Annotated in this window: 24 protein-coding genes; 13 read left to right on the forward strand and 11 right to left on the reverse strand. The window is 56.3% G+C overall.

All coding sequences use genetic code 11. From position 1 onward, the window contains the following. Positions 1-81: 81 nt before the first annotated feature. The 7 genes from HX773_RS10670 to HX773_RS10700 all read right to left on the reverse strand — a co-directional run bounded on the left by HX773_RS10670 (position 82) and on the right by HX773_RS10700 (position 8,047). Positions 82-2,124 (reverse strand): pyridoxamine 5'-phosphate oxidase family protein, encoded by a 2,043-nt coding sequence (locus HX773_RS10670; protein ID WP_176971486.1) that lies wholly within the window; start codon positions 2,122-2,124, stop codon positions 82-84. Positions 2,125-2,134: 10 nt separating this feature from the next. Beyond that, on the reverse strand, positions 2,135-2,752 hold the full coding sequence (locus tag HX773_RS10675) for a glutathione S-transferase family protein (protein ID WP_176971487.1): 618 nt from the start codon (positions 2,750-2,752) through the stop codon (positions 2,135-2,137). A gap of 129 nt (positions 2,753-2,881) precedes the next feature. Next, a complete protein-coding gene (locus HX773_RS10680) occupies positions 2,882-3,394 on the reverse strand; it encodes a ferritin-like domain-containing protein (protein ID WP_176971488.1) in 513 nt (170 codons plus the stop codon). A gap of 70 nt (positions 3,395-3,464) precedes the next feature. Continuing rightward, on the reverse strand, positions 3,465-3,647 hold the full coding sequence (locus HX773_RS10685) for a general stress protein (protein WP_110867269.1): 183 nt from the start codon (positions 3,645-3,647) through the stop codon (positions 3,465-3,467). A gap of 414 nt (positions 3,648-4,061) precedes the next feature. After that, the gene (locus HX773_RS10690) at positions 4,062-5,468 is read right to left on the reverse strand and encodes an MFS transporter (RefSeq protein WP_176971489.1); all 1,407 of its coding nucleotides are present in this window, start codon (positions 5,466-5,468) and stop codon (positions 4,062-4,064) included. 161 nt (positions 5,469-5,629) lie between these two features. Beyond that, a complete protein-coding gene (locus tag HX773_RS10695) occupies positions 5,630-6,718 on the reverse strand; it encodes a tartrate dehydrogenase (protein WP_176971490.1) in 1,089 nt (362 codons plus the stop codon). Positions 6,719-6,736: 18 nt separating this feature from the next. Continuing rightward, on the reverse strand, positions 6,737-8,047 hold the full coding sequence (locus HX773_RS10700) for an MFS transporter (RefSeq protein ID WP_176971491.1): 1,311 nt from the start codon (positions 8,045-8,047) through the stop codon (positions 6,737-6,739). A 130-nt stretch (positions 8,048-8,177) separates the two neighbouring features. On the opposite strand from HX773_RS10700, the gene HX773_RS10705 reads away from it, so the two are divergent. The 12 genes from HX773_RS10705 to HX773_RS10760 all read left to right on the forward strand — a co-directional run bounded on the left by HX773_RS10705 (position 8,178) and on the right by HX773_RS10760 (position 18,727). After that, complete coding sequence (locus HX773_RS10705) at positions 8,178-9,086, forward strand: LysR family transcriptional regulator (RefSeq protein WP_176971492.1); 909 nt, start codon at positions 8,178-8,180, stop codon at positions 9,084-9,086. A 159-nt stretch (positions 9,087-9,245) separates the two neighbouring features. Further along, positions 9,246-10,205 carry a LysR family transcriptional regulator gene (locus tag HX773_RS10710; RefSeq protein ID WP_176971493.1) on the forward strand — a complete coding sequence of 320 codons (960 nt, stop codon included), beginning with the start codon at positions 9,246-9,248 and terminating at the stop codon, positions 10,203-10,205. A 352-nt stretch (positions 10,206-10,557) separates the two neighbouring features. Further along, positions 10,558-12,012 (forward strand): NAD(P)-binding domain-containing protein, encoded by a 1,455-nt coding sequence (locus HX773_RS10715; RefSeq protein ID WP_176971494.1) that lies wholly within the window; start codon positions 10,558-10,560, stop codon positions 12,010-12,012. Continuing rightward, positions 12,009-12,491 (forward strand): hypothetical protein, encoded by a 483-nt coding sequence (locus HX773_RS10720; protein ID WP_176971495.1) that lies wholly within the window; start codon positions 12,009-12,011, stop codon positions 12,489-12,491. The genes HX773_RS10715 and HX773_RS10720 overlap by 4 nt, the downstream gene beginning before the upstream one ends. Next, positions 12,488-13,054, forward strand: coding sequence for a peroxidase-related enzyme (locus HX773_RS10725; RefSeq protein WP_176971496.1), 567 nt, complete (start codon positions 12,488-12,490; stop codon positions 13,052-13,054). The genes HX773_RS10720 and HX773_RS10725 overlap by 4 nt, the downstream gene beginning before the upstream one ends. A gap of 10 nt (positions 13,055-13,064) precedes the next feature. Continuing rightward, positions 13,065-13,802, forward strand: coding sequence for an amino acid ABC transporter ATP-binding protein (locus HX773_RS10730; protein WP_154155227.1), 738 nt, complete (start codon positions 13,065-13,067; stop codon positions 13,800-13,802). A gap of 20 nt (positions 13,803-13,822) precedes the next feature. Continuing rightward, a complete protein-coding gene (locus HX773_RS10735; protein WP_176971497.1) occupies positions 13,823-14,638 on the forward strand; it encodes a transporter substrate-binding domain-containing protein in 816 nt (271 codons plus the stop codon). A 111-nt stretch (positions 14,639-14,749) separates the two neighbouring features. Next, a complete protein-coding gene (locus HX773_RS10740; protein WP_154155525.1) occupies positions 14,750-15,436 on the forward strand; it encodes an amino acid ABC transporter permease in 687 nt (228 codons plus the stop codon). Between the two features lie 15 nt (positions 15,437-15,451). Next, entirely contained in the window at positions 15,452-16,144 is a 693-nt protein-coding gene (locus tag HX773_RS10745) for an amino acid ABC transporter permease (RefSeq protein WP_176971498.1), read from the forward strand. Positions 16,145-16,316: 172 nt separating this feature from the next. Then, complete coding sequence (locus tag HX773_RS10750; RefSeq protein WP_176971499.1) at positions 16,317-16,862, forward strand: helix-turn-helix domain-containing protein; 546 nt, start codon at positions 16,317-16,319, stop codon at positions 16,860-16,862. A gap of 38 nt (positions 16,863-16,900) precedes the next feature. Then, the gene (fabF, locus tag HX773_RS10755) at positions 16,901-18,163 is read left to right on the forward strand and encodes a beta-ketoacyl-ACP synthase II (RefSeq protein WP_176971500.1); all 1,263 of its coding nucleotides are present in this window, start codon (positions 16,901-16,903) and stop codon (positions 18,161-18,163) included. Between the two features lie 141 nt (positions 18,164-18,304). Continuing rightward, positions 18,305-18,727, forward strand: coding sequence for a MarR family winged helix-turn-helix transcriptional regulator (locus HX773_RS10760; RefSeq protein ID WP_176971501.1), 423 nt, complete (start codon positions 18,305-18,307; stop codon positions 18,725-18,727). Here HX773_RS10760 and HX773_RS10765 read toward each other — a convergent pair. From HX773_RS10765 to HX773_RS10780, 4 genes are all read right to left on the reverse strand, one after another. Further along, positions 18,710-19,123 (reverse strand): ester cyclase, encoded by a 414-nt coding sequence (locus HX773_RS10765; protein WP_176971502.1) that lies wholly within the window; start codon positions 19,121-19,123, stop codon positions 18,710-18,712. The genes HX773_RS10760 and HX773_RS10765 overlap by 18 nt on opposite strands. A 176-nt stretch (positions 19,124-19,299) precedes the next feature. Then, positions 19,300-20,364: a mannonate dehydratase gene (gene uxuA, locus HX773_RS10770; RefSeq protein WP_176971503.1), complete on the reverse strand. Its 1,065-nt coding sequence runs from the start codon at positions 20,362-20,364 to the stop codon at positions 19,300-19,302. Between the two features lie 130 nt (positions 20,365-20,494). Further along, entirely contained in the window at positions 20,495-21,199 is a 705-nt protein-coding gene (locus HX773_RS10775) for a response regulator transcription factor (protein WP_176971504.1), read from the reverse strand. Further along, on the reverse strand, positions 21,196-24,420 hold the full coding sequence (locus tag HX773_RS10780; protein ID WP_218168222.1) for a transporter substrate-binding domain-containing protein: 3,225 nt from the start codon (positions 24,418-24,420) through the stop codon (positions 21,196-21,198). Before HX773_RS10780 ends, HX773_RS10775 begins: the two co-directional genes overlap by 4 nt. Positions 24,421-24,771: 351 nt before the next feature. On the opposite strand from HX773_RS10780, the gene HX773_RS10785 reads away from it, so the two are divergent. Further along, the gene (locus HX773_RS10785) at positions 24,772-25,719 is read left to right on the forward strand and encodes a sensor domain-containing diguanylate cyclase (RefSeq protein WP_176971506.1); all 948 of its coding nucleotides are present in this window, start codon (positions 24,772-24,774) and stop codon (positions 25,717-25,719) included. The last annotated feature ends 16 nt before the right edge of the window (positions 25,720-25,735 follow it).

Consider the following 25,735-nt stretch of genomic DNA (forward strand, 5'->3'; position numbering starts at 1 on the left):
ATTCAGTGTGCCACTACAGCTCACTAAAGTAATTAATACAAAACCTGAAGAGTAATAAATTACTTTATGATTGAGTACAAGCTACAGCGCCAGCTGAATCGCCTGCACCTCATCCTCCTGTTGCGCCGGCCGCGCGCAGCAGATCAGCACTTCATCATCCGCCACTTGCGCGCTTGGTGGCGTTGGGTAAGTCACCGCGCCTTGCAGCAGTTTGGTTTTACAGCTGCCGCAATGTCCGGCACGACAGCTATACGCCGGGCTCAGGCCACGCGCTTCCGCCAGCTCCAGCAGCGAACCGGCATCCGGCGTCCAGCGCGCCTCTTTCAGTGAATCCATAAACCTCACCGGCACCGATTGGGTTGCTACGGGCAACAGCGGTTTTTCTTCTTTAACAATATCATTGGTGCGCTGCAGTGACGACGGCCCAAAGGCTTCGGCGTGAATGCGAGCGTCGGCGATATTCAAGGCGCGCAGCCCGTCGTACAGCGCCTGGGTAAATTGCGGCGGACCGCACAGATAGAAGTCGTAATCGTTAAACGGCAGCACCTGCGAGAGCAGCGGCATATCGATGCGGCCGGCGAAGTCGTAATCAACATCCGGTTCTGCGTCCGCCGTCTGGCTCAGCACGCGCACCAGCTTCACCGCGCCGTGCGCCGCCGCCAGCAACTGGTCGAGTTCGCGCACGAAAGGGCGCTCGGCTTTGCTGCGCGCCGACTGGAACAGGAACGTGGGGCGCAGGCGCTGTTTTCGCTCTCCTTCGTAAATCAGATGGCGCAGCATCGCCAACATCGGCGTGATGCCCACGCCAGCGGCAAGCAGCACTGCCGGACGTGGTTCGCTGGCGTCGATAGTAAAATCACCCGCCGGCGCACGCGCTTCCAGCGTATCTCCGGTGTGGAGATGATCGTGCAGGTAACGCGAAACCACGCCATCGCGCTTGACGCTGATGCGGTAAAAATTCTCCGACGGCGCGACCGAAAGCGTATAGGCGCGCATCAACGGCTTATCGCTACCGGGCAAGTGCAGACGAATCGGCAGATGTTGACCGGCCAGATGCGGCAATAAACCCGCGCCATCATCCGGCATTAAATGAAACGAGCGGATCGTGGCGCTTTCATCCACCACCTTAACCACCTTGAACGGACGCCAGCGCGATGCCAGATCCGCTGCACGCAGGCGTTCGTCGGCGGCTTGCCAGTCGCCGGTCATCAGCGAACTGGGTGCGACGCCATCCGGCGGCGTTAACCAGCGCAAGGCGAGGGCGGCACGACGACGCACAATACGGCGCGGGCGAAACGTCCACAGCCGCTCGGCACCCTGAAAGGCGGCGATCTCGGGCGAGTCGAGAATCACTTCGGCATCGCCGCTCAGTTGCAGCGTGTCGCCGCTGGCGTAATCGACAAACAGCAATCCCGCTTTGCCATTCTGGTGAATGTTGCCGAGCGTGGAGAAAAACAGATTGCCGTTAAAGTCGGGAATGGTCAGCAGGCCATCTTCGCTGACGCGCACGAAACCCGGTTTACCGCCGCGATGCGAGGCATCAACCTGGCGTTCGGCATAGGTGGCGACGTAGAAGGTATCCGCCACGGCGATGGTGGCGCGGGCGGCATCATCCAGCGCGCTCAGGGTTTCCACCTCACCGCGATAAGGTTCGGCGGGATGGTGCGCAAAGTGAAAGTCGCGCAGCTGGATATAGCGCGGGCAGTTGCCAAAACTCTGTTCCACCTGCACGCGAAAACCACCGCCAATCGCCTGCAGCACGCCGTTCATGCGGTTACGTCGCCGCGTGTGCAGTTCGATGCCGAGCAGCCCAACCGGCGCGCGATCCTGCATGCCCGCCGCCGCTGGATCGCTTGCGTGCGGACGCGCCTCGATATCCAGCGTGGTGGCATTGGGCGAGAAGATAAAACCGGGTTGGCCTTCCAGCAGCGTCGCCCACGCATCGCCGTGCGCATCCACGCTGCCCGCCACAATAAACGGCAGCTGCGCGTAGAAGTCGCGATGTTGATCGGGCATGTGATCGCGGATCACGCGCTGGCCGACGTCCGCCATGCGCTCCGCCACGCCCGCCTGTTGCTGAAGCGCAATTTCACCCTGATGCCAAACCGGCAGTTTCTTGCTCATGATGGTGGACTCAGGCGATGCTGCGCAGGCCAGCCGCAGTTTGAGGGAAGGGCACAAAGCCCGGCAGCGCTTCGATGCGACGCAGCAGCGCGTTCACCGCCGGATAGCCAGAGAGATCGACATTGCCTTCTGGCGCACCCACGATATAGCTGTACTGCGCGACGTCGGCGATTGTCGGGTGATCGCCAACCAGCCACTCGCGGCCTTCGAGATGCTCTTCAATGCGTGACAGCACCAGATGCGCGCGGGCAATCACCTCTTCTGGATTGAACGGGCGGCCAAACACGGTAATCAAACGCGCCGCGGCTGGACCAAAGGCGATATCACCGGCTGCCACGGTGAGCCAGCGCTGTACCGCCGCCGCGCCCTGCGCATCTTCCGGCAGCCATTCGCTGCGACCGGTTTTCTTCGCCAGATAGACCAGAATGGCATTGGAATCGGCAATAAACACGCCGTCATCTTCCAGCACCGGCACCTGACCAAACGGATTCATGGCGAGGAATTCCGGCGTTTTGTTTTCGCCAGATTTGAGATCGACATCGATGACTTCATGCGGTAAATCCAGCAGCGACAGGAACAGACGTGCGCGGTGAGCATGACCAGAAAGCGGGAAGTGATAGAGTTTCATATTGCGGTTCCTTAGGTGTTGCTCGGGATAATCCCGAGCCTTGCCATAAGGTTCGCACAGACAATTTAGCGGCAGAATAGCCGGGTTAGCGAAGTCATTGTTGCGAAAAATGGAAGAATCGTGCAGGAGTTACTTCTTGGCTTCAACGCCCGGCGTAGCGGAGCGAATCAGATACTGTTCGGTCACGTCAGGCAAATGCGTCAAGGTCCAGTCGGCCATGGCGATTTCCTGCTCGCGGATACGCGAGAAGATATCGGCACTTTCGTGATCGTTGAGATGCTGCGCCGCCGCAATCAGTGAGGTGTAGCTGGCAATCTCAAGGTGCTCAAACACGTTGCCACTGATCGCGCCTTTCACCACTTCATCTTCCACCATCACGCCGCCAATCGACTGACCGAAAGCGGAGATTTTGCCGGCGAGATCTTTCAATACCGATTGGGAAGTGGAGTAGCGATCAATCACGCTCTGCACCAGCGTCTGATGTTCACGGGTCTCAACAATATGCTGTTCAATACGCAGCTTAAGGTCGGGATAGTGTTCAAGGCGCGAGGCCATTTTTTCCAGCATGCTTTCAGCCTGTTTTTCCATGGCATGGGCATCTTTTACCCAATCGAGAAAGTGCTCTTCGCTGTTGTGGCTCATAATATTTTCCTGACAAATAAATAAAAGGATACTGCGGCTGTTGCCGAATTACCGGCCAGCCGCAATAACGTTATGCGGGAGATTTATCGACGACTCGACGGCTTTTTTTACCGCCTTTTCGTCCCGCTTCAATCGCACGTTCTGGATTATTGCGAAAATTGCCGCCGCTTAATTGGCCGCCTTTTTTACCCGCTTCGCGGGCTCTTTCCGGGTCCATGGCAAAATTGCCAGAGCCGCCACGTGGTGTTGTCATAATGAATACCTCAGATAAAGGGTGTTAACGCATATTTCACTTACTACTTAAGGTTAGTCGTTAAAGCCTAACGCACAACAAGCGCTAATTAGGAGTTATCTCATCACCCTTGATATTGTTAAGGAATTTTTCTATCGGGAAGGGGGTGAATGAGGAGTGATAATAATTATCTTTGCATGATTTTCTATTTGATGAAAATATATTGCCGCTTCGTCTTTATAATATTTCTCTTTCAATGTGATGAAATGAATCAGCATTCCTGATGTTTCTGTTTTTACATAAGGTTGATTAACTATTGTGTTATTAGCCATTATCTTAAAAGGGGTTTGAAAAATATAATTGCTTATGTGAAAGTGATTATTTTTAAGCGAAGCGCACTATTTACCCTTTTTAACGGTAAATAGTGCGTTGGGATTATTTTACCAGCACCTGCGCACCGGCATTTTTCTCCAGTCGCGTTACGTCAAATAGCGACAGCAGCACCAACAATGCCACGCCGGCGAAGGCGATATGAATATCGCTTTGCGCAATTTCGCTATGCTCCTGCCACAACATGGATGCGCGCAGGAACAGCGCCGCCAGCGCGATACCCGCGCTCATGCTGAACTGGAAGAAGATGCTGAACACCACCGAGGCATCGCTCATCTTGTTTTGCGGCACATCGGCGAAGCCCAAACTGTTGTAGCAGCTGAACTGCAATGAGCGCGACAGCCCGCCAATAAACAGAATCGTGGCAATCGCGAAGTAGCCCAGCGACGGCGTGAGCAGCAAGCAGCCGAGCATTGCCGCGAGGCTGATCACGCCGTTGATCATCAACACACGACGAAAGCCCCAGCGCTTCATTAACCAGGTTGTCGCTGGCTTCATCGCCAGATTTCCGGCAAATACCCACAGCACCATCGCACCGGCCTGCGCCGCGCTCCAGCCAAAACCCAGCTGAAACAGCAGCGGCAGCAAATAGGGCACCGCGTTGATCGAGGCGCGGAAGAACGAGCCGCCAATCACCGCATTACGGAAGGTGGCAATTTTCATCGCGCTAAACGGCAGCAGCGGCTGCGCATGGCGGAAGCTGTGACGATACGCCAGCCAGCTGCACAGCACGCCCAGCAGCAGCAACGGAATGCCAACATTGAGATGCATCTGCCCGAGCGCTTCGAGCGCGATAATTAATGAGGTGCAGGCGGTGGCGGTAAGCACAAAGCCGCGCACATCAAACGGCCGCAGCTGTTCGCTTTTGAACTGCGGCACCAGATAAGCGGTGGCGATAATGGCGAGGATGCCGAGCGGAATATTGAGCCAGAAAATCCACGGCCAATGCCCGTAGGTGACAATCAAACCGCCCAGCGGCGGGCCGAGCACCGGCGCAATCAAACCCGGCCAGGTAATAAAGGCGATGGTTTTCACCATCTCCTTTTTTTCGGTGACGCGCAGTACCACCATGCGACCCACCGGCACCATCATCGCGCCGCCAATGCCTTGCAGAATGCGGCTCAGCGTGAACATGGCGAGCGTGTCGCTTAAGCCACACAGGATTGAGGCGAGGGTGAAAATCAGGATCGCGCTAGCGAATACCGTACGTGCGCCAACGCGCTCCGCCAGCCAGCCGCTCATCGGAATGAACACTGCGACCGCCAGTAAATAGGCGCTGACGCCAATGTTCAGCGCCACCGGGCTGGAAGCGAAGTCGCGCGCCATCTGCGGAATCGCGGTGGTGATCACCGTGGCATCGAGGTTTTCCATAAAGAAGGTCACGGCGACCAACAACGCTAACAGCATGGTGCGATAGGAATTCGGTCTGGCTTCTCTGCCTGAGTCGATCATGCGAGGTCCTGCGAAAACAGAAGGATGCAAAGACTTTTAATGAAAAGCGCAGCAGGTGCAAATCAAAATCACAGAATGCATGAGTCGTAGCGGCGCAATTCATTGCGCGATAAATCGCGCCGCTACGGAATGTGCGATGACAGGATACGCACTGGATAAAATCAGATGGCTTCTGCCACGGTAGCTTTCGCCTCAATAAACTCCACCACCGCACGCGTTACCTCAGCGGTATTCGCTGTGCCGCCCACATCCGGTGTCAAAATGCCCTGAGCGCAGACATATTCAATGCCTTGCATAATCAGCGCCGCTGCGTCGTGTTCGCCGAGATGCTCCAGCATCTGCACCGCTGTCCAGAACGTGGCTATCGGATTGGCGATGCCTTTGCCGGTGATATCAAACGCTGAGCCGTGAATCGGTTCGAACATCGACGGGAAGCGACGTTCAGGATCGATATTGGCGGTGGGCGCCACGCCTAAACTGCCCGCCAGCGCTCCGGCCAGATCCGACAGAATATCGGCATGCAGGTTAGTGGCGACAATGGTGTCGAGGCTCTGCGGATGCAGCGTCATGCGATGCGTCATCGCATCCACCAGCATTTTGTCCCACTGCACGTCCGGGAACTCCTGCGCCACTTCGGCGGCAATCTCATCCCACATCACCATGCCGTGACGCTGGGCGTTGGATTTGGTGACCACCGTCAGCAGCTTGCGTGGACGCGACTGCGCCAGTTTGAAGGCATAACGCATAATGCGCGTCACGCCAACGCGGGTGAAGATCGCCACTTCGGTACCGACTTCTTCCGGCAAACCACGATGCGCGCGGCCGCCGTTACCGGAATATTCGCCTTCTGAGTTTTCCCGCACAATCACCCAATCGAGATCGCCCGGGCCGCGATTGCGCAGCGGTGAAGTGACGCCCGGCAGAATTTTGGTCGGACGCACGTTGGCGTACTGGTCAAAGCCCTGACAAATCGGCAAACGCAAACCCCACAGCGTGATGTGATCCGGCACGTCTGGCGCGCCGACCGCACCAAAATAAATCGCATCAAACGTCTTCAGCGTTTGCAGGCCATCTTCCGGCATCATCACGCCGTGTTGCTTGTAGTAATCCGAGCCCCAGTCAAAGGTTTGCACCGCAAATTTCAGTTGCGGATCGTGGCGCGTCAGCGCATGCAGCACTTCCACGCCAGCAGAGATCACTTCCGGGCCAATACCGTCTGCGGGAATGGCGGCAATCGAGTAGTTACGCATGGTGTTTCTCCAGTTAGATCAATGTGTATGAGGATGAGCAAGTTCTGCGGGGTGCGGTGTTTTGCCGCGGGCAGAGAGAATCAGAACCACAATCGCCGATAGCACCAGCAGCCCGGCAACAAAATAGAGGCCCCACGTATAGCTGCCGGTTTGTTGGCGGATCACGCCAATCATCATCGGGCCGACAAAACCGCCAAGGTTGCCGATCGAGTTGATGGTGGCGATGCCCGCCGCCGCTGCGGGACCGCTCAGGAACAACGTCGGCATGCTCCACAGCGGCGGTTTTGAGGCGCTGATGCCAACGGTGACCAGTGTCAGGGCGATAATCACGCTAAACAGCGTGCTGACATTACCGGCATAAATCAGTCCGGCCGCTGCCAGTAAACAGGCGGCAATTACATGCCAGCTGCGCTCTTTGGTGCGGTCGGAGTGGCGTGCCCACAGGATCATGCCGATCACGCCAATCACCGCCGGGAAGGCATTAAGGAAACCAATCTCCATCGAGGATGCGCCAAAGCTGCGGATGATCTGTGGCGACCAGATGCCGAGCGTGTACAAACCTGCCGACGTACCGAAATAGACCAGCGCCAGCGCTAACACCCGTTTATCCATCAGTCCGCGCCATGCGCTGCTGTGGCTATTTTTCACGGCGCGCGCCTGCTCTTCGGCCTGCATGGTGGTTTCCAGCCATGCGCGCTCCTCATCAGTAAGCCATTTGGCTTTTGCCGGGCGATCGGTGAGGTAAAACAGCACCACGATGCCGAACAGCAGCGCCGGAATCGCCTCCAGCACGAACATCCACTGCCAACCGGCAAAGCCCAGCAGGCCGTGCATCTCCAGCAAGGCGGCGGAGATGGGCGATCCCAGCGCGGTGGAGAGCGGCGCGGCAGCCATAAAGATGGCGGTGACCTGCGCACGTTTCGCCGCCGGGAACCAGTAGCTGAGATAGAGGATGATGCCGGGGAAGAAACCGGCTTCCGCTACGCCAAGCAGAAAGCGCAGCAGATAGAAGCTGGTGGTGCCCTGCACAAATGCCATGCAGCCGGAAACCAATCCCCATGTGATCATGACGCGCGCAATCCAGATGCGGGCGCCGACTTTATGCAGAATTAAATTCGACGGCACTTCAAACAGAAAATAACCGAGGAAAAAGATCCCGGCACCAAAGCCAAATACCGTGGGCGAGAAACCTAAATCCTGATTCATGGTTAATGCAGCAAAACCAATATTGACGCGATCGAGAAAAGCGATGAAGTAGAGCAGCATGATGAAGGGCACAATGCGTAACGTCACTTTACGCATCACCCTTTTTTCGAGGTGAGAGTTCATATTAAAGTGCTCCAGATTGTGTAGGGTGGTGTTATTTTTTTGTAATCGAGTTCAGTATGCAGTTTTGCTTTGGCTTATCATCAGATGTGGATTATATAAACTATTTGCATAATCAACGGGTGAGGGGAATGTGGATATAAATCAATTGCGTTGCTTTGTTGCGGTAGGTAAAGAACTGCATTTTGGCCGCGCCGCACAAAAGATGGAAATGATGCCTGCGTCACTTTCTCGCTTCATTCGTTTACTGGAAGAGGACCTCGGCGTGCGTCTGTTAAATCGATCGACGCGTAATGTTTCATTAACTGCCGAAGGCGCGCTCTTTTTTGACGACGCCAGCAAATTAATCGATCAATTTGATGCGCTGGCGAAACGTTTTAAAGTGGGATTAAAAGATGAACGTCGCACATTACGTATTGGCGCAATTGATAGTGCCGCGCGTGGATTAGTTCCGGCGTTACTTAATTTATTTGTTCCACTGCATCCGCACAGCGATATTCATATTATTGAAGACAAAACCATTAATTTAATCCCGAAATTAAAGTCGGGCTGGCTGGATATGATTTTTATTCGCGAGCCGCAAAGTATTGATGCGTCATTAGCGGTGCGCTTTATCACCCGCGAAAGCTGCGTGCTGGCGGTGCCGATTCAGCATGCGCTGGCGGAGCGTGAACGGGTGGCGGTGGCTGATTTTCAACACGAAGCGATGATCATTCCAGACCGGCGCACACGCCCGCACAGTCACGATCTCACCATGAGCCTGTTTAAACTGGCGGGATTCACACCGCACATCGCGCAGTTTGCCGAAGAGAAACAAACCATTCTGAGCCTGGTTGCTGCCGGTTTAGGATTGGCGGTGGTGCCGGCTTCGTATCGCACCATGAACAGCGACAGCGTGCGCTATATCGCGCTGGATCTGCCGGAGCAGATTAAAGGTTTGCCATTGAGCATTGCCTGGCAGAAGGGCAACGAAGATCGGTTTCTGCGCGAGATGCTGCGCCTGTTGCGTGAGCATCAGCGTGAGCTGACGGAGAAGTTGTGATTTCCCTCACCCTAACCCTCTCCCGCCTGCGGGAGAGGGTTAGGGTGAGGGGCAAAGCGCACTTTCCACCCTGTGGCTAATTCCCACGACTCTCTCTATGATGAAAACTTTCCCGCGCCAATGTCGGGAACGATCAATGAGTTAGGGAAAAATCGCGCGATGACCATTTTAAACGACCTGGATTTGCGGCAGCTGGAAGCCTTCTCGGCGGTGATCTCTGCCGGTAGCGTCACGGCGGCGGCGAAGGCGCTCAATCGCTCGCAGCCGGCGGTGTCGCGTTTGATTCAGGAGCTGGAACAATCGCTGGGTTATCCGCTTTTTATCCGCAACGGGCCGCGCATTCATCCTTCGGAAGAGGCGCTGCAGCTGCATCAATACGTGCAGAAAGCGCTGCTCTCGCTGCAGCAGATTCGCCTGCGCGCGCAGGAGATCGCCCATCAGCAGCATCGTCCGCTGAGCATCGCCGCCACGCCGGCATTGGCGGCGGGTTTGCTGCCGCAGGCGCTGGCCGCCTTGAACCTGCAGAACAAAGTGCAGATCATCAGCGAATCGGCGGTGCAGACGGCGCATGCGGTGATCACCGCCGAAGCCGATCTCGGTTTATGCAGTCTGCCGCTGGAGCATCACGCGGTGGAGTTGCACTGGATTGGGCAATCACAGTGCGTGGTGGCGCTGCCGGAGAATGACGAGCTGGCGGCGCACTCTCAGCTGTCGTTGAGCAGCCTGGCGGGACGCCGTTTGATTGCGCCGTGGAGCCCGCAGCGACTGCGCGGACGCTACGAAAAAGCGCTGAAAAAAGTCAAAACGCCGCTGCACGAAACCATCGAAACCAACTCTTCCGCCAATATTCTTGGCTGCGTGCGCGCCGGGCTGGGCGTGGCAATCCTCGAACCGGTCACCGGTTGGGGCATGCCGCTAGCCGGTGTGGCGATCCGTCCAATCGAGGAGGATATTCCTTATTATTTTGGCGTGATTACGCCGCAGGGAAGACAGATTTCCACTGCCGCGCAGGCGCTGGTGGAGGCGTTAGCCAGCGCTGCCGCCGATTTGCTGCCGGGATTTGAGCGTCTGCCCGCCAGCGAACATCCGCGTATTATGCGGTTGATTAATCAGGATTAAACATCTTTCTCAAATCGTATTTTGTAGCGGCGCAATTTATTGCGCGATAAATCGCGCCGCTACGGAATGTGCGTGATCTAAGTCATCAGCCAGCGTATGAAAAATCTTCTCTTAAAAGCCTTATAACATTTCCGGCATAAGATATAAGAAATCCATTGGTCAAAAGCTGAGCGCGATTATTGACTCTGTTTTAGGGCAAGAGGATTATGCGAAGCCTTAGCTCTTACTATGTGATTTAGTGATTATTAACCATTAACTATGTGTTATCAGGATAATGGAAATGCTTAGTCACTAACGCGCTTTGGTGGTTTCGTCCGCACTCTGGCCGCCGCTTATTTCTGGGAAAACGTGTATGACTTATGCCGCCGATGGCCTTGCCGCGCTGGAAGCTCAGCTTCAGCAGGATCTGGAATATCTTGAACTGCCCGCGAAATCCTGGGTGCCCGAGCGCACGCAGGATGGCGCACCCGTGCGTGATGTGGTGGTGATCGGCGCGGGCATGTGCGGGCTGGCGGCGGTGGCGAAATTGCAGTTCAGCGGCATCAGCAATGTGGTGGCGTATGACGCCGCACCCGCCGGGCTGGAAGGTCCGTGGGTGACCTTTGCGCGCATGGAAACGCTGCGTTCACCGAAATCCCTGCACGGCCCGGCGCTCGGCATGGCGCAACTGACGTTCCGCGCGTGGTTCACCGCGCAGTGGGGCAAAGAAGCCTGGCAAGCGCTGGATAAAATTCCCAAAGCGCAGTGGATGGATTACCTGATTTGGTATCGCAAGGTGCTGAATCTGCCGGTGCGCAACAATGTGCGCGTCACCCATATTGGCTTTGCTGGCGATCTGATTGCGCTCGATGTTAGCGGTGCCGAAACCGGCCGCATTTACACTCGCCGTTTGGTGCTGGCCACCGGACGTTCTGGTCTTGGCGGCTTCGCCGTGCCGGATTTCCTGCAAGGTATCGACCGCCAGTTCTGGGCGCACTCCGCCGACGACATTGATTTCTCAGCCCTAAAAGGCAAACGCATCGCGGTGATTGGCGCGGGCGCATCGTCGATGGATAACGCCGCCACCGCACTGGAAAACGGCGCGGGCGCGGTGGATCTTTTGATTCGTCGTAAGCAGATGCCGCGCATCAACAAAATGACCGGCATCGGCAGTCAGGGCGTGGTGCACGGCATGCATCAGTTGCCGGACGCGTGGAAGTGGAAGTTTGTCGATTACACCGCCACCACGCAAACGCCGCCGCCGCGCTCCTCGACGCTGCGCGTATCGCGTCATGCCAATGCTCGCTTCTTGCTTGATTGCGGCATCAAAGCGGTTAAGCAAGAGGCCGATGGCCTGCTGATCGAAACCACGCAAGGCGCGCTGTGCTACGACTACCTCATTGCGGCCACCGGCTTTAGCAACGATTTCCACGGCCGCCCGGAGTTTGCCGCGCTGGCACCGCATATCCGCAGCTGGCGCGACGGACGTTATCAGCCGCAAATGGGCGCGCCGCGTGCCAATCTGCTGGAAGCGCCGGATCTCGGCCCCGCCTTTGAATTCCGCGAACTGACGCCAGGCGCATGTCCGCTGTTGGCGCACATTCACTGCTTTAACGATGCCGCGATGCTGACGCACGGCAAAGTCTCCGGCGATATTCCGGCGGTGAGCGCCGGTGCCGATCGTCTGGTGCGCGGTATCACCGCTTCGCTGTTTGCCGAAGACGTCGAGCAGCATTACGCCAACTTACAGGCTTTTGACACCCCTGAATTGCAGGGCGATGAATGGGTGGATTCCACGCCCTTACTCAACCAGGAGAACGCGCAGTGAGTGACGCAATTGATCGCGCAGTCGGCTTAAACGCTGAAGATGCGCTGTACGGCACGCGCCGCCTGCGCCCGGAATTTGTTGACGGCGCGGAACAGTGCCGCCTCTCGGTGCTGGCACCGCAGGACGATCAGGGCTTAGCGGCGGATGTACGTTTTGCGCTGGCGCAGCGCATGGCGCAGCTGAATAACGATGCCGCGCTGCAACAGGATTATCAGACGCAGCTGGCGGCGTTGCAGCCGTCAGAGGCGCTGCTGGCGCTGGCGGCAGGCGCACGCGATCTGCCAGAACCGCTGGCAGCCCTTGCGCGCCACGCCGATCTTGTTACCCAGCAGCCGATGAACGCCACCGAGCAGCACATTCGCCTGCTGGAGCAGGCCGGAATGAGCAATCCGCAGATTGTGGCGCTCTCCGAGCTGATCGCTTTTGTTAACTTCCAAACGCGCGTCGCGGCCGGATTACGTTTGTTGAGGTCTGCATGATTCCGTCGGTTAATCTCAAGCCGCTGCACTGGCATCCGTATATCGCGCCGGTTGAGGTGGCAGAGGCCACGCCCGCGCAGCTCGATGCGATGAAAGTGACGCCATCGAATAAGAAGATTTCCGAATATGTGCGCACGTTAGCGCACGATCCCGACAGCTACGTGGCGCGTACCGTACTGTTCAACGCCATTATGTATGTCGATGGCGGGCTGGATCGCGCGGATCGTGAACTCGGCGCGCTGGGCGCGTCGATCGTCAACGGCTGCAAATATTGCGCGGTGGTGCATGCGCGTCGCCATGCGCAGCTGGCCGAAAGTGATGCGGTGGTGAGCGCCATCTATTTTGATCGTGCGGATGTGCTCGGCGAGCGTGATGCGGCGATCTACCGTTTTGCCCGGCGCCTGTCGGTGACGCCGTCAAAAGCCAGCGCCGAAGATATGGCAGCACTGCGCGCGGTCGGCATGAACGATCAGGAGATTATCGATCTGATCCACGCCATCGCCATTTTTGGCTGGGCCAACCGTCTGATGCATGTGCTTGGCCATGCTGATCTGAACAAATAAGGGCTGCTGCATGTTAGAACTCAACGATATTAAGCTCTCTTACGGCAGCACGCCGATCCTGAAAGGTGTCGATCTGTCGGTGAAACGCGGCGATGTGGTGTCGATCATCGGGCCAAGCGGCACCGGCAAAACCACGCTGCTGCGCTGCATTAACTATCTGGCGAAACCGGCGTCGGGCACCATTCAGCTCGATCAGATCCGCATGGATTATCAGTCACCGGATAAAGCGGCGATCCAGGCGATCCGCCTGCGCACCGCGATGGTGTTCCAGCAGTTCAACGTGTTCAAAAACATGACGGTGCTGGAAAACGTGATGGATCCGCTGATCGTCATTCAACGCAAAAGCAAACAGCAAGCGCGCGATATCGCCGTGCAGGAGCTGGAGCGCGTCGGATTGGGCGCCAAACTCGATCACTATCCGTCGCAGCTTTCCGGCGGTCAGCTGCAGCGTACCGGCATCGCCCGCGCGCTGGCGGTGCGCCCTGATGTGATGTTGTTTGATGAACCGACTTCATCGCTCGATCCGGAGTTGGTGGGCGAGGTGCTGAAAGTGATTAAAGATGTGGCGTCTTCCGGCATTACCTCGCTGCTGGTGACGCACGAAATGCAGTTCGCCAAAAGTATCTCGAACCGCATCGTCTTTATGGATCAGGGCGTGGTGGCCGCGCAGGGCAGCCCGACTGAGATGTTTGATAATCCAACCCTGCCGCGACTCGCTCAGTTCCTCAATTCAGAACGCGTATTCTAATAATTAAAGGAATCAACGACATGCCTGCAATCAAAACCACCTTACGTCGCCTGGCCGCGCCTGGCATCATCGCGCTGGCGCTCATCAGCGGTAACAGCTTCGCCGACGCGGTCCGCACCATCAAAATTGCTACCGCAGCGGAATCTAAACCGCTGTCGTGGGGCGCGATTGGTCACGAGCCGCAGGGCTACGAGCCGGACGTGCTGAAAGCCATCAACGCCAAACTGCCGCAGTACAAATTCGTGATGGAAGGTGCGGCGGATATCGCCCAGGAAACCGGCCTCGCCACCGGCAAATATGACATGGCGACCGGCGGTTATTACAAAGCGCCAACGCGCAGCAAACAGTTCCTGATCCCGGATGCACCGATCGGTGCCAGCCTGATGAAGATCTACAGCCGCAGCGATAGCACCATTAACGGCATGAAAGATCTGGTCGGCAAGAACATCGTGCCGGTTACCGCGGGCGGCGGCGTGTACAAATTCGTGACGCAGTGGCAGCAGGAAAATCCGAACGACAAAGTTGAGATCAAAGCCTCAAGCGCTGGCGTGCCTTATCCGGATCGTCTGAAAGAGGTGCAGCGTGGCAAATATGATGCGCTGATCCTGCCTTCGAACCTCGGCGAGCAAACGGTGATCGACAACCAGAAACTGGCGATCAAAGCCAGCGAGCCGGTTGCCATCAACAACACTTACGTGCTGATTCACCGTTCTGCTGAGAACCAGGCGCTGAACGATGACATCAACAAAACGCTGCAGCAGCTGAAAGCGGACGGCACGCTGGATAAGCTGGCGCAGAAGTGGTTTGGCGAAGACGTCACGAAGTACATGAAGTAAGAGATTCACCGTGCTCGATGATGCGTTGAAAAGGGCGGGCCGAAGGCCGCCCTTACGCCGCATTCACCGGCTCTTTTTTAGCAGGAGTGTTTCACCGTGAATCTGACTTCGATGATTCCCGAGCTGCTCTCGGCGCTGCCGTTGACGCTTGGCATAATGTTTGTCGCGATGATCGTCGGGTTCTTCCTGGCGCTGATCGCCACCGTATTCCGCGTGCGCCGCATCCCGGTCATCAGCCAGTTTGTGGATTTATATGTCTCGTACGCGCGCAGCGTGCCGGTGGTGCTGCAGCTGTTTGTCGCGTTTTATGGCTTGCCGCTGGTGGCCGAGCAGTTTGGTTTCAGCGATTTTGTCACCGCCAACATCGCGGCGATGATTGGCCTGAGCCTGTATCACGGCGGGTATCTGTCGGAAGTGATGCGTCCGGCGTTTCTCGCCGTGGAGAGCGGCCAGCACGACGCCGCCGACAGCATGGGCTACAGCTTCCGCCAGAAAATGCTGCGTATTGTCGGTCCGCAAGCGGTGCACTATGCGCTGCCGGGTTACGGCAATGCGATTATCTATCTGATTCATAACGTGGCGCTGGTGATGTACATCGGTGCGGCGGATGTGATGGCGACTGCGCATCTGATCATGGAACGCGACTACAACCAATATCAGTTCGGTACCTATCTGGTGCTGGCGGTGCTCTATTCGCTGCTGTGCGGCGTGGCGTGGTTGATTATCCGTTTCTTCGAACAACGTCACGCGAAGTACAGCTCGAAAACCGCTGCACGCGTCAAATTCACCAGCGTCTGATAAGGGAGAGAAACCATGTTTGATCTTGAGGTTTTGCTGCCGGACTTCTGGAGCATTCTCGATGCGGTGCCGGTGACGCTGCTGATGGCGGTGACGGTGTTTATCTGCTCAACGCTGCTCGGCGGGCTGTTTGCCTTTATTGAACATCGCCGCATTCCGGTGCTGCGCCAGTTGGTGATCGCTTACAAGATTGCCTTTAAAGGCGTACCGATGGTGGTGGTGATTTTCCTCGCCTATTACGGTTTGCCACCGGCGCTGGACTTCGTCGCCACGCTGTTTGGCGTGAAAGTGAATGCGCACTCGCTGCCGAACTGGGTGATCATCATCGTCGCCCTGAGCGCCTGCGTCGCGGCGTTTCAGGCGGAAGTGTGGAAGGGCGCGCTCAACTCATTTGATAGTGGACAATCGGATGCAGCGCTGTCGCTCGGTTACAGCGGCGGCCAGCTGTTCCGCCGCGTAATGTTCCCGCAGATTATCGTGGCGGCGATTCCCGATTTGGCTAACGCCTTTATGGTGATCATGAAAGCGCTGTCGCTGGCGTTTGCCATCGAAGTGGTGGATATCTTTGCCCAGGCGCAGTTGACGGCGGCGCTGAATTTCTACTACCTCGAAGCCTTCCTGGTGGCGGTGGTGTTCTACATGGTGATTGCGTATGTGGTGACTAAGATCGCCGACAAGATTGAGGCGGCGTTGCGGGTACGGACCTGACCAAATCCGCGCGATAAATCGCGCCGCTACGATCAAGTGCGCCCAACCGTAGCGGCGCAATTTATTGCGCAAAGAAACCACCGTCAAGTCACTTTCATTCTGCAAGTTACTTGCAAAATGAAAGTCACTCTGCAACAGTATCCGCCATCAAACCGATGTGGGATAGCCAACCTTGAAAAACCAACCGCTCTACAACATGCCTTGTCCTATCGCGCGTAGCCTTGGGCGCATTGGCGATGGCTGGAGCATAATGATCATGCGCGATGCGCTGGCCGGTTTTACCCGCTTCGATGAGTTCCAGAAAAGCAGCGGCGTGGCGCCCAACATTTTGTCGCGGCGGCTGAAAGAGCTGGTGGACGATGGCTTGCTGGAGAAGGTGTGTTACAGCACCAGCCCGGCGCGCTTCGAATATCACCTGACGGCTGTCGGTCGCGATTTTCGCGGCGTGATTCTGGCGCTCACCGAGTGGGGCAGCACCCATTTCTCGCCGGAAGGCCGCCAGATGCAACTGGTGGAAAGCGCCACGCAGCGTCCGGTGAAGATGCAGCTGGTCGATAGCGAAAACGGCCAGCCGCTGACGCTGGATAAATATCAGATGGTGCCCGGCCCGGCAGCGGAGCCGATGATGCACTATCGCCATGATTATCTGCAGAAAAAACGCGCTGGAGATAACACCCAGCGATTTGCGCCGCCGCCGCTAAACCAGCCGCAATCATAACGTCGACGCGCGAATATCTGCAGATTAAGGAGTGAAAAATGAAACGAATTGTCATTACCGGCATGGGGCTGGTATCGCCGCTTGGCTGTGGCACGGAAGCGGTTTGGCAGTCGCTGCTGGCGGGAAAATCGGGCATCAGCGCCTTGCCGCCGGAGATGGTGCAGGATATCGCCTGCAAAGTCGCGGGACAGGTGCCGACGCTGGAGCAGGATCCCCAGCACGGTTTTAATCCCGACGGCATTATCGCCGCCAAAGATCGCAAGAAAATGGATCGCTTTATTGAGTTCGCGCTGGTGGCGGCGCATGAAGCGCTGACGCAGGCCAACTGGTTCCCGCAGGACAGCGCACCGCAGCAGCGCACCGCCACGGTGATCGCCACCGGCATCGGCGGCTTTAACGAAATCGCCAATGCGGTTGAAACCACCGCCGAGCGTGGGCCACGTCGCTTGTCGCCATTTACCATTCCTTCGTTCCTCGCCAATCTGGCCGCCGGACACGTTTCGATTGCGCACGGTTTTCGTGGGCCGATTGGCGCGCCAGTGACGGCTTGCGCGGCGGGTGCACAGGCGATTGGCGATGCGGCACGGCTGATTCGCAGCGGCGAAGCGGATATTGCGCTGTGCGGCGGCACCGAAGCGGCGATCCATCGCGTGAGCCTGGCCGGATTTGCCGCAGCGAAAGCGATGTCGGGCGGCTTTAACGATCGTCCCGAGCAGGCTTCACGTCCGTTTGACCGCGATCGCGACGGTTTTGTGATGGGCGAGGGCGCGGGATTGCTGGTGATTGAGTCGCTGGAACATGCGCAGGCGCGCGGCGCGATACCGCTGGCGGAGTTGGTGGGTTACGGTACCAGCGCTGACGCTTACCATCTCACCGCCGGCCCGGAAAATGGTGAAGGGGCACGCCGGGCGATGGAAACCGCGCTGGCACAGGCGGGCATTATCGCGAGCGAGGTGCAGCATATCAATGCGCATGCTACGTCGACGCCGGTCGGCGACAAGGGCGAACTGGCAGCAATTAGCTCGCTGTTTGCTGGCAGCGAGGTGGCGATCACCTCCACCAAATCGGCCACCGGACATCTGCTCGGTGCGGCGGGTGGCGTAGAAGCGATCTTCTCGATTCTGGCGCTGCGCGATCAGGTTGCTCCGCCGACGCTCAATCTGCAGCATCCGGATGAAGCGGCCGTTGGGCTGAATCTGGTGGCGCTGAAACCACAGCCGACGGCGATGACCTATGCGCTATCCAACGGTTTTGGCTTTGGCGGCGTGAATGCCAGTTTGTTGTTTAAAGCCTGGCAATAGGTTTCCTGATGCCCGTCAGTTAGACGTAAAACGGTCGCCATGAATGGCGACCCTACTGTTGTTTGGAAAGGTTTTCGTAGGGTGCGCATTCATGCGCACCTTCATATAATGCAACAACGATAGCGCGCAGGAATCGCCCCTTTGAGCACTGAAATTGCAACCCAGCAGCTGGCGGAAGAGCTCCGTCAGCTGGTTAGCCACTTGGTGCGTAACGTGCGCGTCAGCACCGCGACCGTGCGCACCTCGCAATATGAAACCTTAGATCTGCTCGATAGCCACGACGCGCTCTCCATCGCCGATCTCGCGCGGCTGCGCGGCGTGAAACATCAAAGTATGCGTTTGGTGGTAAATGAGCTGGAGGCGCAAGGTTTGGTGCTGCGGCAAAAAAGCGCGCAGGACGCACGGGCGCAGGTGATTGTGCTGAGCGATCAAGCACGCGCTGCGTTGGCGGCGGCGCGTCAACAGCGTACCGACTGGATTGCGGCGCGCATCAGCGAAACACTTGACCAGCAGGATCGCGACGATCTGCAAAAAGGGCTGGCTGCGTTACGCAAACTGCTTTAGCTGCGTCATCACTGCCGCCAGCGTGTTCATGCCCCAATGTTCCGCGTATTTTCCCTCTTCAATTCGCACCATATCGATCACCGCGATCGTCACAGCTAAACCGGTGGGCGCGATGCCCATCAGCGATCCGCTGTGGACGCCGCTAATGGTTTTGCGCGTTGTAACCCAATCGCGCTCGGCGATTTGATCTTCAATGTGCACCTGCAGATGGGAGAAAGCGGGGCGCAGGATCTGATCGAAGGTGTGCCAGAGACTTTCGCGATCGCTGGGCGCGCCGGCTGGCGCTGAGCGGTTAATGAAGTTTTCGCCGACGAGTTGATCGAAAGCCTGGCGATCGCCTTCGGTAATCACCTGCTGATTGAAGTGACGTACAACGGCTTTGTTTTGTTCTGACATGGTGAGTCTCCGCTGAATATGTACAGTTTAACTGTATATATTTAACGGCAAGTGGGGAAAGAGAGTTTGCCAGGTTGTGCGGTGAGATTAATGTGAAAAGGTCGCCATGAATGGCGACCCTACAAAGGATTGGCGCGTTTTTCGTAGGGTGCGCATTTATGCGCACCGCGTAAAACTCAGCGCTTACCCAACGCTTCCCACAATCCCAGCAGATACGTGGTGCCCAGCGCGCGGTCGTACAAACCGTAGCCCGGACGGCCGGTTTCGCCCCAGATAAAGCGGCCGTGATCTGAACGGATGTAGCCATCGAAGCCGTTGTCATACATCGATTGCAGCACTTTATACATATCCAGCGAACCGTATTCGGTTGGGTGCGCGCACTCGTAGAAATCTTTATCCTGAATAATCTTGATGTTACGCACATGCGCGAACGGAATGCGTTTGCGGCGCGAGAACTCGGCCAGAATGCCGTACACATCATTATTCGGATCTTCGGCAATCGATCCGGTACACAGCGTGATGCCGTTAGCTTCGGAATCGACCACGTTACAGATCCAGTCGAGATCGTCGCGGTTCTTCACCACGCGCGGCAGGCCGAAGATCGAATACGGTGGATCGTCCGGGTGGATCGCCATCTTGACGCCCACTTCTTCACACACCGGTATCACCGCTTTCAGGAAGTAAGCGAGGTTTTCACGCAGCTTAGCGTCATCAACATCTTTGTATTGGGCAAACAGATCCTGCACTTTCGCCAGACGTTCCGGTTCCCAGCCCGGCAGGGCAAAACCGTTGGAGTTGCCCAGCACTTCCTGCACCACCTCGTCGAGGCTCTTATCGATGCCTTTCTTCTCAAACGCCATGGTGAGCGAGCCGTCTGGCAGCACGTAGTTCATGTCGGTTTTCATCCAGTCGAACACCGGCATGAAGTTGTAGCAAATCACCTTCACGCCGACCTCGGCCAGGTTACGGATGCTTTGCTTGTAGTTTTCGATATAGCGATCGCGGCTCGGCAGACCGATTTTGATGTCGTCGTGGATATTGACGCTTTCAATCACTTCCACGGTCAGCCCGGCGGCATGCACCTGCTCAACCAGCGCGTTAATCTTCTCTTTCGGCCAGGTTTCGCCCACCGGCACGTCGTACAGCGCGCCTACAACGCCGCGCACGCCCGGCACCTGACGAATATATTCCAGCGAAACTTTATCTTCTTTCGGACCAAACCAACGCATTGTCAGTTGCATAATGTCATCCACCGTTATCGTGTCTGTGATAACTGATAAACTACCATTCTAGTAAACATCATGACAGCGCGGTGCGGCGAATAAGCCTTGATCCGCGTCACAGAACACAATTTATCCGCATTGGGTTGGATCAAAGATGAACCGCCAGCTCGCTGAAATGCTCTTTGTATTTGAACAATTCCAGATCGGATCGCAGCCCCAGTTTGCGCAGTGCGGTCTGCTTTTGCCCGCTGATGGTTTTGCGGCTGCGCGCGTATTTACCGGCGATCTGCGTGACGCTTAAGCCATCCAGGTAGCAGCGAATTACTTCCAGCTCGCGCGGGCTCAGTTCACGCAGTAGCACAGCAATGTCATCGCCGAGTTCACGCGGCAGCAAGTAATCATGCATCTCACGATCGTGTTCCTCGAACTTATCCATCTCTAACAGCATCTCGGCACTGAGAAAATGCTTGTTACGGCACACTTCATGTAGCGCTTTGATCAACACTTCCTGATCCTGGCTTTTACCGACAAATCCATGCACGCCGGCTTTAAGCAGCAGCTTGACGATCGCCGGTTTCTCCACCGATGAAGAGACTAAAATTTTCAGCTGTGGATACTGCACGCGCAGCTGTTTCACCATTTGCAGACCGTCAATTTCGTCCTCGCCCAGCAGGTAATCCAGTACCAGTACGTCGACGCTATTCGTGCGTAAAAATGTCATCAGTTGCTGGCGCTGACTGAAGCTGCCCGCGAGATCCAAATCCGCTTCCTGCGACAAGCGATACTGAATGGCTTTACTGATCAGCGGATGATCGTCTAATACGGCAATTTGCCAAATGGCGTCTTCTTTCATCTTCTCACCTCATTTTCAGGATTATTTTCCAGTGCGCGCTGGAAGATCGCTTCCAGCTCTTGTATCGCCGTGACGATGGCTGGCAGCTGCTGTTGCAGCAAGGCCGCGTCTTCGCGCTCTGCGGCTTGCTCGGCGGCAAGACAGCATTGTTGTAATTCTTCGGCATACAGCAATTTGGCACTGCCGAGCAGCCGATGGGCGGCGTGGCGCGCGCCGTCGAAATTGGTTTCTTCAATGGCTTGCTGAAGCTGGGCCAGATCGCGCGCATTTTGTTGCTGTGCGGTGGTCACCAGATCGCGCCAGGCTTGTGGATCGTTAGCTGCCAGATTTTCCAGCGTGAGTAAGGTGTCGGGACGTGTCTGGCTGGTTGTTACACCCGTCACCACTTTCAGCAGCTGCGTGCGCTCCAGCGGTTTAAACAGGCAACCATCCATGCCAGCCTGCGCCGCCAGTTGCGCGACGCGCTCTTCCGCCATCGCCGTCAGGCCGTAAATCGGTACCGCACGGCGGTTCAGCAGTTTTTCTTCGATACGCAGTTGGCGGGTAAATTCGAAGCCATCCATGCCGGGCATATTGCAGTCGGTGATCACGCGCTCAACTTCATGTTCACGCCACAGCGCCAGCGCCGCTTCGCCGCCATCCGCCACCAGCACATGATGTCCGGCGTAACGCAGCTGTTGCGCCAGTAGCTGTCGATTGGTGGCGTTGTCATCCACAATCAGCATTCTCAGTGACACTTGCTCACTTTCATCAACTGGCTCAACTTGCGCTTCAATCAGCGTGGCGGGCTGGGCGACAAAGCGCAGCATAAACACGCTGCCCTCATCGGGTTCGCTCTCAACGTGCAGTTCCGTTCCCAGCATGCCGGCCAGACGGCGACAAATATTGAGCCCAAGTCCGGTGCCGCTCACGCGATTGGTACTTTGCTCGACCTGAATAAAGGGTTCAAAAATCGCCTGTTGCTGCGCCGGCGTTAAGCCAATCCCGCTATCACACACTTCCAAAACATATTCCGGTTTGCTGTTATCAGCCTGATACAACGCCACTTCGACTTCGCCCTGAGCGGTGAACTTGATGGCGTTACTCACTAAATTGGCGAGGATTTGCTTCAGCGCCACCGGATCAAACAGCACGCAATCCTGATCGATTTCTATCATCACATTGAGCGACAGCCCTTTGTTATGCGCCACCTGACGGAACAGCGCTTCGGTGTCGTGCACCACATCGCTCAGCGACATCGGTTGATGACGAATGCTGAAATGGCCGGATTCGATTTTCGCCAGGTCGAGAATATCGCCGACCAGCGAGAGCAGCGAACGTGAGGATTCCCACGCCAGATCGATATTCTTTTGCCGCTGCGATTCGTCGCTCTGACCCAAGTGTTCGATCTCCAGCAGGCCAATCAGCGCCGCCAGCGGCGTGCGGATTTCATGGCTCATATGCGAGAGGAAGGTACTTTTCGCCTCGCTGGAGCGCAGCGCGGCACGTTTTGCTTTGTGTACATCCTCCAGCAGCGTTTCGATGGTGTGCAGCTGGTTGCTGATTTCGCGCTCGTGCTGGCGCTGCTTCGCCAGCGACGATTTCAGCAGATGGTTACGCCACAGGAAAAACAGCAGGCAAATACCGGCCACCGCAGCAATGCGCAGCACGTAACTGCGATAGCTCTGCCACGAGGTGCTGGTGGCGGGCGGCGTGTATTTGATCCAGCGCTCCATCAGCGACTGCATGGTTGGCTGCGGAATATCGGACAGCGCTTTATTCAGGATTGAATTCAGATGTTCATCCGCGACGTTGGTGGCCATCGCCATGCGAAACATCGGCAACGGCGCTACAAACGCCACTTTGAAGCGATCGTTGAAGTGGTTATTCAGCAAATATTGCGCCGATTCGTAGGGCACGATAAAGCCGTCAACCTGCTTGTCCTGCAGCTGCCCGAGAGAGTCGAGCGATACGGCATTTTCATTAAAATCGATGGTTGGCCAGCGGCGACGCAGATCAAAACGATAGTAAGAACGTTCGTAGATGCCGATGCGTTTGCCTGCCATCTCATCAAAGCTGCGCCAGTGACTGTCGCTACGGGTCATCACCACCCAAGGCGAATAGACGTAAGAACGCGTGTATTGAATATGCGGACTCTGCTTTGACGCGCCGTCACTCACCACGATCAGTGAATCGCGTTGATTAACCAGCGCATCGCGCATGGTGCTTAATCCATGCATCTCGTTGTAATGAAAACGGATCCCGGTGCGCTGCGAGATGAGGTTCAGCAGATCGACGCTCAGTCCGGCGACGCGCTGCTTGCCATCCAAAAAGGTGAAAGGCAGATGGGTAGGATCGTAATTCACCGTGATATCGCGGTGCTGCTCCAGCCAGCGCGCTTCCGCTTCGCTCAGATCGAGCGGATGGTTCTTCACCACCGACTGATAATCCAATCCCCAGGCTTCGGCGATTTGTACCGCGTTGCGCAGCGGGATATTTTTGAGGATTTCATTGATGGAATTGATCAGCGATTGATTGTCTGCGCGGGCAGCAAAGCGCGCATCGACATCATTCACGTAAGGCGTGTTATGTCCTTCAATGGTGTTTTGCAGGCCGCGCTGCGACAAATAGCGGTGAGTAGCGGAGTTACTCCAGAACACGGTGTTTTCAGTTAACGCGGTATCGGTATAAGCCCAGAGCGGCGGTGAGGCGGGCGCTAAGGTCGCTTCGGGATAGCGTTTATGCAGCAGCGCTTTGAGTTCGTCGTCACCGTAGTACATCAGGCGATAGCGGCTGTCATTCAGCTGACGATCAAATTTTGCCTGACGGCGGCTGATCAACACGCTTTGCGCCAGCGAATAGGGAATACTCAGCGCCAATTTAGTCTCGTGATTCGCGGCTTGCGGGTAGTAAGGAATTAAATCGACTTGTTTGTTATTGAGCGCGTTAACCAGATCGATACGGGTGTTATAGCGTTTAACTTCGACCGGGCGGTTCAGCGTTTTCGCGATGATGGCCAGATAGTCGGCGGACAGACCTTCAAAGGTATCCTCTTCAAATTCAACCGAATAGGGCGGTAACGTGTGGCTCCATACGCCGACGCGCAGCACCGGATGACGTTTTAGCCACTGCTGGCTCTCTGCATTCAGCGTCACTTCAGGGGAAACCAGACCATAACGCGGCGTGAATTTTAACGTGGTAGCGCTCCAGGCCGACAGGCAAAAGCCCAACAGAAAAATCATGCTTAAAATGCGTTTGCCCACGAATTGATTCTCAGTCTTCTATCGCTGCGTCAGGCACTGCCGTGCGGCGGTGCGGCCCTCTGGCTACGCTTTAATGCGCCAGTGACTCCCTACAGCGGCACGAAACTAAACGGTTATTAAATGGAATTTGAGAAAATTCTTAGATGGCGCTTTAGTCCTTACTAAAGACTGGCACTTAAGTAAGTTTAGTCAGCTGTTTTGACTGGAAACTTTCGACGTTACTCCTGAAGTTTCTCCAATTTGCCGCTGCTAATCGGCTTTTCATTTGTTTTATTTACAGAAACTTCCCGGCAGGCAAAATAGCGCTTATTTCCTCTCCTTCAGCCAACCATGTCAGAAGAAGCGCTACGTCAGCAGATTCAGAACCTGAAAAAGCATAATGCGCGATTAAAGCGTATAGCGCATGACGCGCGTAACAAGCTGAGTGCAGCGCTGGATGGAACCGGTTTATGTTTGTGGCAGCTGGATATTCCCAGCGGCAAGCTGGTGATTTTTAACCGGCGCTGGGGCGCGATGCTCGGTTTCCAGCCTAAAGAGACCAAAGCGCAGTTCGATGTGTGGCGCGATCGCCTGCATCCGGATGACGCCGATGAAGTGCTGAAAGCCTTTTACGATCACATCGAAGGGCGCGCGCCTTACTACGAAGCGCTGCACCGCATGCTGGGTAAAAACGACAAGATAAAATGGGTGCTTGATCGCGGGCGGGTCACCGAATGGGACGCTGCGGGCAATCCGATCAAAGTCACCGGCACGCACATCGATATGACCAAAGAGAAGCAGTATGAAGCGCAGCTCTCATCGCTGGCGCATCACGATCCGCTTACCGGGCTGACCAATCGCCATGCGCTGCATACGCAGTTCAGCAAGATGAAAGCGCTGGGGCCGCTGTGCGTGGCGTTTATCGATCTCGATAACTTCAAACACGTCAACGATACGCTGGGACATCGCAGCGGTGATGAAGTGTTGATTCAGCTGAGCCAGCGCATTATCGACGTGGTGCCGCCAAACGTGGTGATTGGCCGACTCGGCGGCGATGAATTTGTGCTGCTGATGCCGTTCCTGATCGACTATCCGAAAGTGCGCATTATGATGCAGGCGGTGCTGGATGCCGCGTTGACGCCGTTTGATATTGATAACGGGCACGCGCAGATTGGTGCGTCGATCGGTATTGCGCAAGTGCAGGAGCGCGACAGCTTCGATGAGGCGCTGACGCGGGCCGATGAAGCGATGTATCAGATTAAGAAGAATGGTAAGCAGGGGTTTGGGTTGGCGGGGTAAACCGTAGGGTCGCCAT

Origin of the sequence: Pantoea sp. B9002, assembly GCF_013385945.1 — a bacterium.
GTDB lineage: Bacteria > Pseudomonadota > Gammaproteobacteria > Enterobacterales > Enterobacteriaceae > Pantoea.

What these genes read in the sequence shown, in the direction of transcription:
- HX773_RS10730 (WP_154155227.1), top strand. Translation starts at nt 13,065, where the DNA reads ATGTTAGAACTCAACGATATTAAGCTCTCTTACGGCAGCACGCCGATC.
- HX773_RS10735 (WP_176971497.1), top strand. Translation starts at nt 13,823, where the DNA reads ATGCCTGCAATCAAAACCACCTTACGTCGCCTGGCCGCGCCTGGCATC.
- HX773_RS10675 (WP_176971487.1), bottom strand. Translation starts at nt 2,752, where the DNA reads ATGAAACTCTATCACTTCCCGCTTTCTGGTCATGCTCACCGCGCACGT.
- HX773_RS10725 (WP_176971496.1), top strand. Translation starts at nt 12,488, where the DNA reads ATGATTCCGTCGGTTAATCTCAAGCCGCTGCACTGGCATCCGTATATC.
- HX773_RS10780 (WP_218168222.1), bottom strand. Translation starts at nt 24,420, where the DNA reads ATGATTTTTCTGTTGGGCTTTTGCCTGTCGGCCTGGAGCGCTACCACG.
- HX773_RS10710 (WP_176971493.1), top strand. Translation starts at nt 9,246, where the DNA reads ATGACCATTTTAAACGACCTGGATTTGCGGCAGCTGGAAGCCTTCTCG.
- HX773_RS10715 (WP_176971494.1), top strand. Translation starts at nt 10,558, where the DNA reads ATGACTTATGCCGCCGATGGCCTTGCCGCGCTGGAAGCTCAGCTTCAG.
- HX773_RS10685 (WP_110867269.1), bottom strand. Translation starts at nt 3,647, where the DNA reads ATGACAACACCACGTGGCGGCTCTGGCAATTTTGCCATGGACCCGGAA.
- HX773_RS10670 (WP_176971486.1), bottom strand. Translation starts at nt 2,124, where the DNA reads ATGAGCAAGAAACTGCCGGTTTGGCATCAGGGTGAAATTGCGCTTCAG.
- uxuA (WP_176971503.1), bottom strand. Translation starts at nt 20,364, where the DNA reads ATGCAACTGACAATGCGTTGGTTTGGTCCGAAAGAAGATAAAGTTTCG.
- HX773_RS10695 (WP_176971490.1), bottom strand. Translation starts at nt 6,718, where the DNA reads ATGCGTAACTACTCGATTGCCGCCATTCCCGCAGACGGTATTGGCCCG.
- HX773_RS10740 (WP_154155525.1), top strand. Translation starts at nt 14,750, where the DNA reads ATGATTCCCGAGCTGCTCTCGGCGCTGCCGTTGACGCTTGGCATAATG.
- HX773_RS10765 (WP_176971502.1), bottom strand. Translation starts at nt 19,123, where the DNA reads ATGTCAGAACAAAACAAAGCCGTTGTACGTCACTTCAATCAGCAGGTG.
- HX773_RS10745 (WP_176971498.1), top strand. Translation starts at nt 15,452, where the DNA reads ATGTTTGATCTTGAGGTTTTGCTGCCGGACTTCTGGAGCATTCTCGAT.
- HX773_RS10775 (WP_176971504.1), bottom strand. Translation starts at nt 21,199, where the DNA reads ATGAAAGAAGACGCCATTTGGCAAATTGCCGTATTAGACGATCATCCG.
- HX773_RS10785 (WP_176971506.1), top strand. Translation starts at nt 24,772, where the DNA reads ATGTCAGAAGAAGCGCTACGTCAGCAGATTCAGAACCTGAAAAAGCAT.
- HX773_RS10690 (WP_176971489.1), bottom strand. Translation starts at nt 5,468, where the DNA reads ATGATCGACTCAGGCAGAGAAGCCAGACCGAATTCCTATCGCACCATG.
- HX773_RS10700 (WP_176971491.1), bottom strand. Translation starts at nt 8,047, where the DNA reads ATGAACTCTCACCTCGAAAAAAGGGTGATGCGTAAAGTGACGTTACGC.
- fabF (WP_176971500.1), top strand. Translation starts at nt 16,901, where the DNA reads ATGAAACGAATTGTCATTACCGGCATGGGGCTGGTATCGCCGCTTGGC.
- HX773_RS10680 (WP_176971488.1), bottom strand. Translation starts at nt 3,394, where the DNA reads ATGAGCCACAACAGCGAAGAGCACTTTCTCGATTGGGTAAAAGATGCC.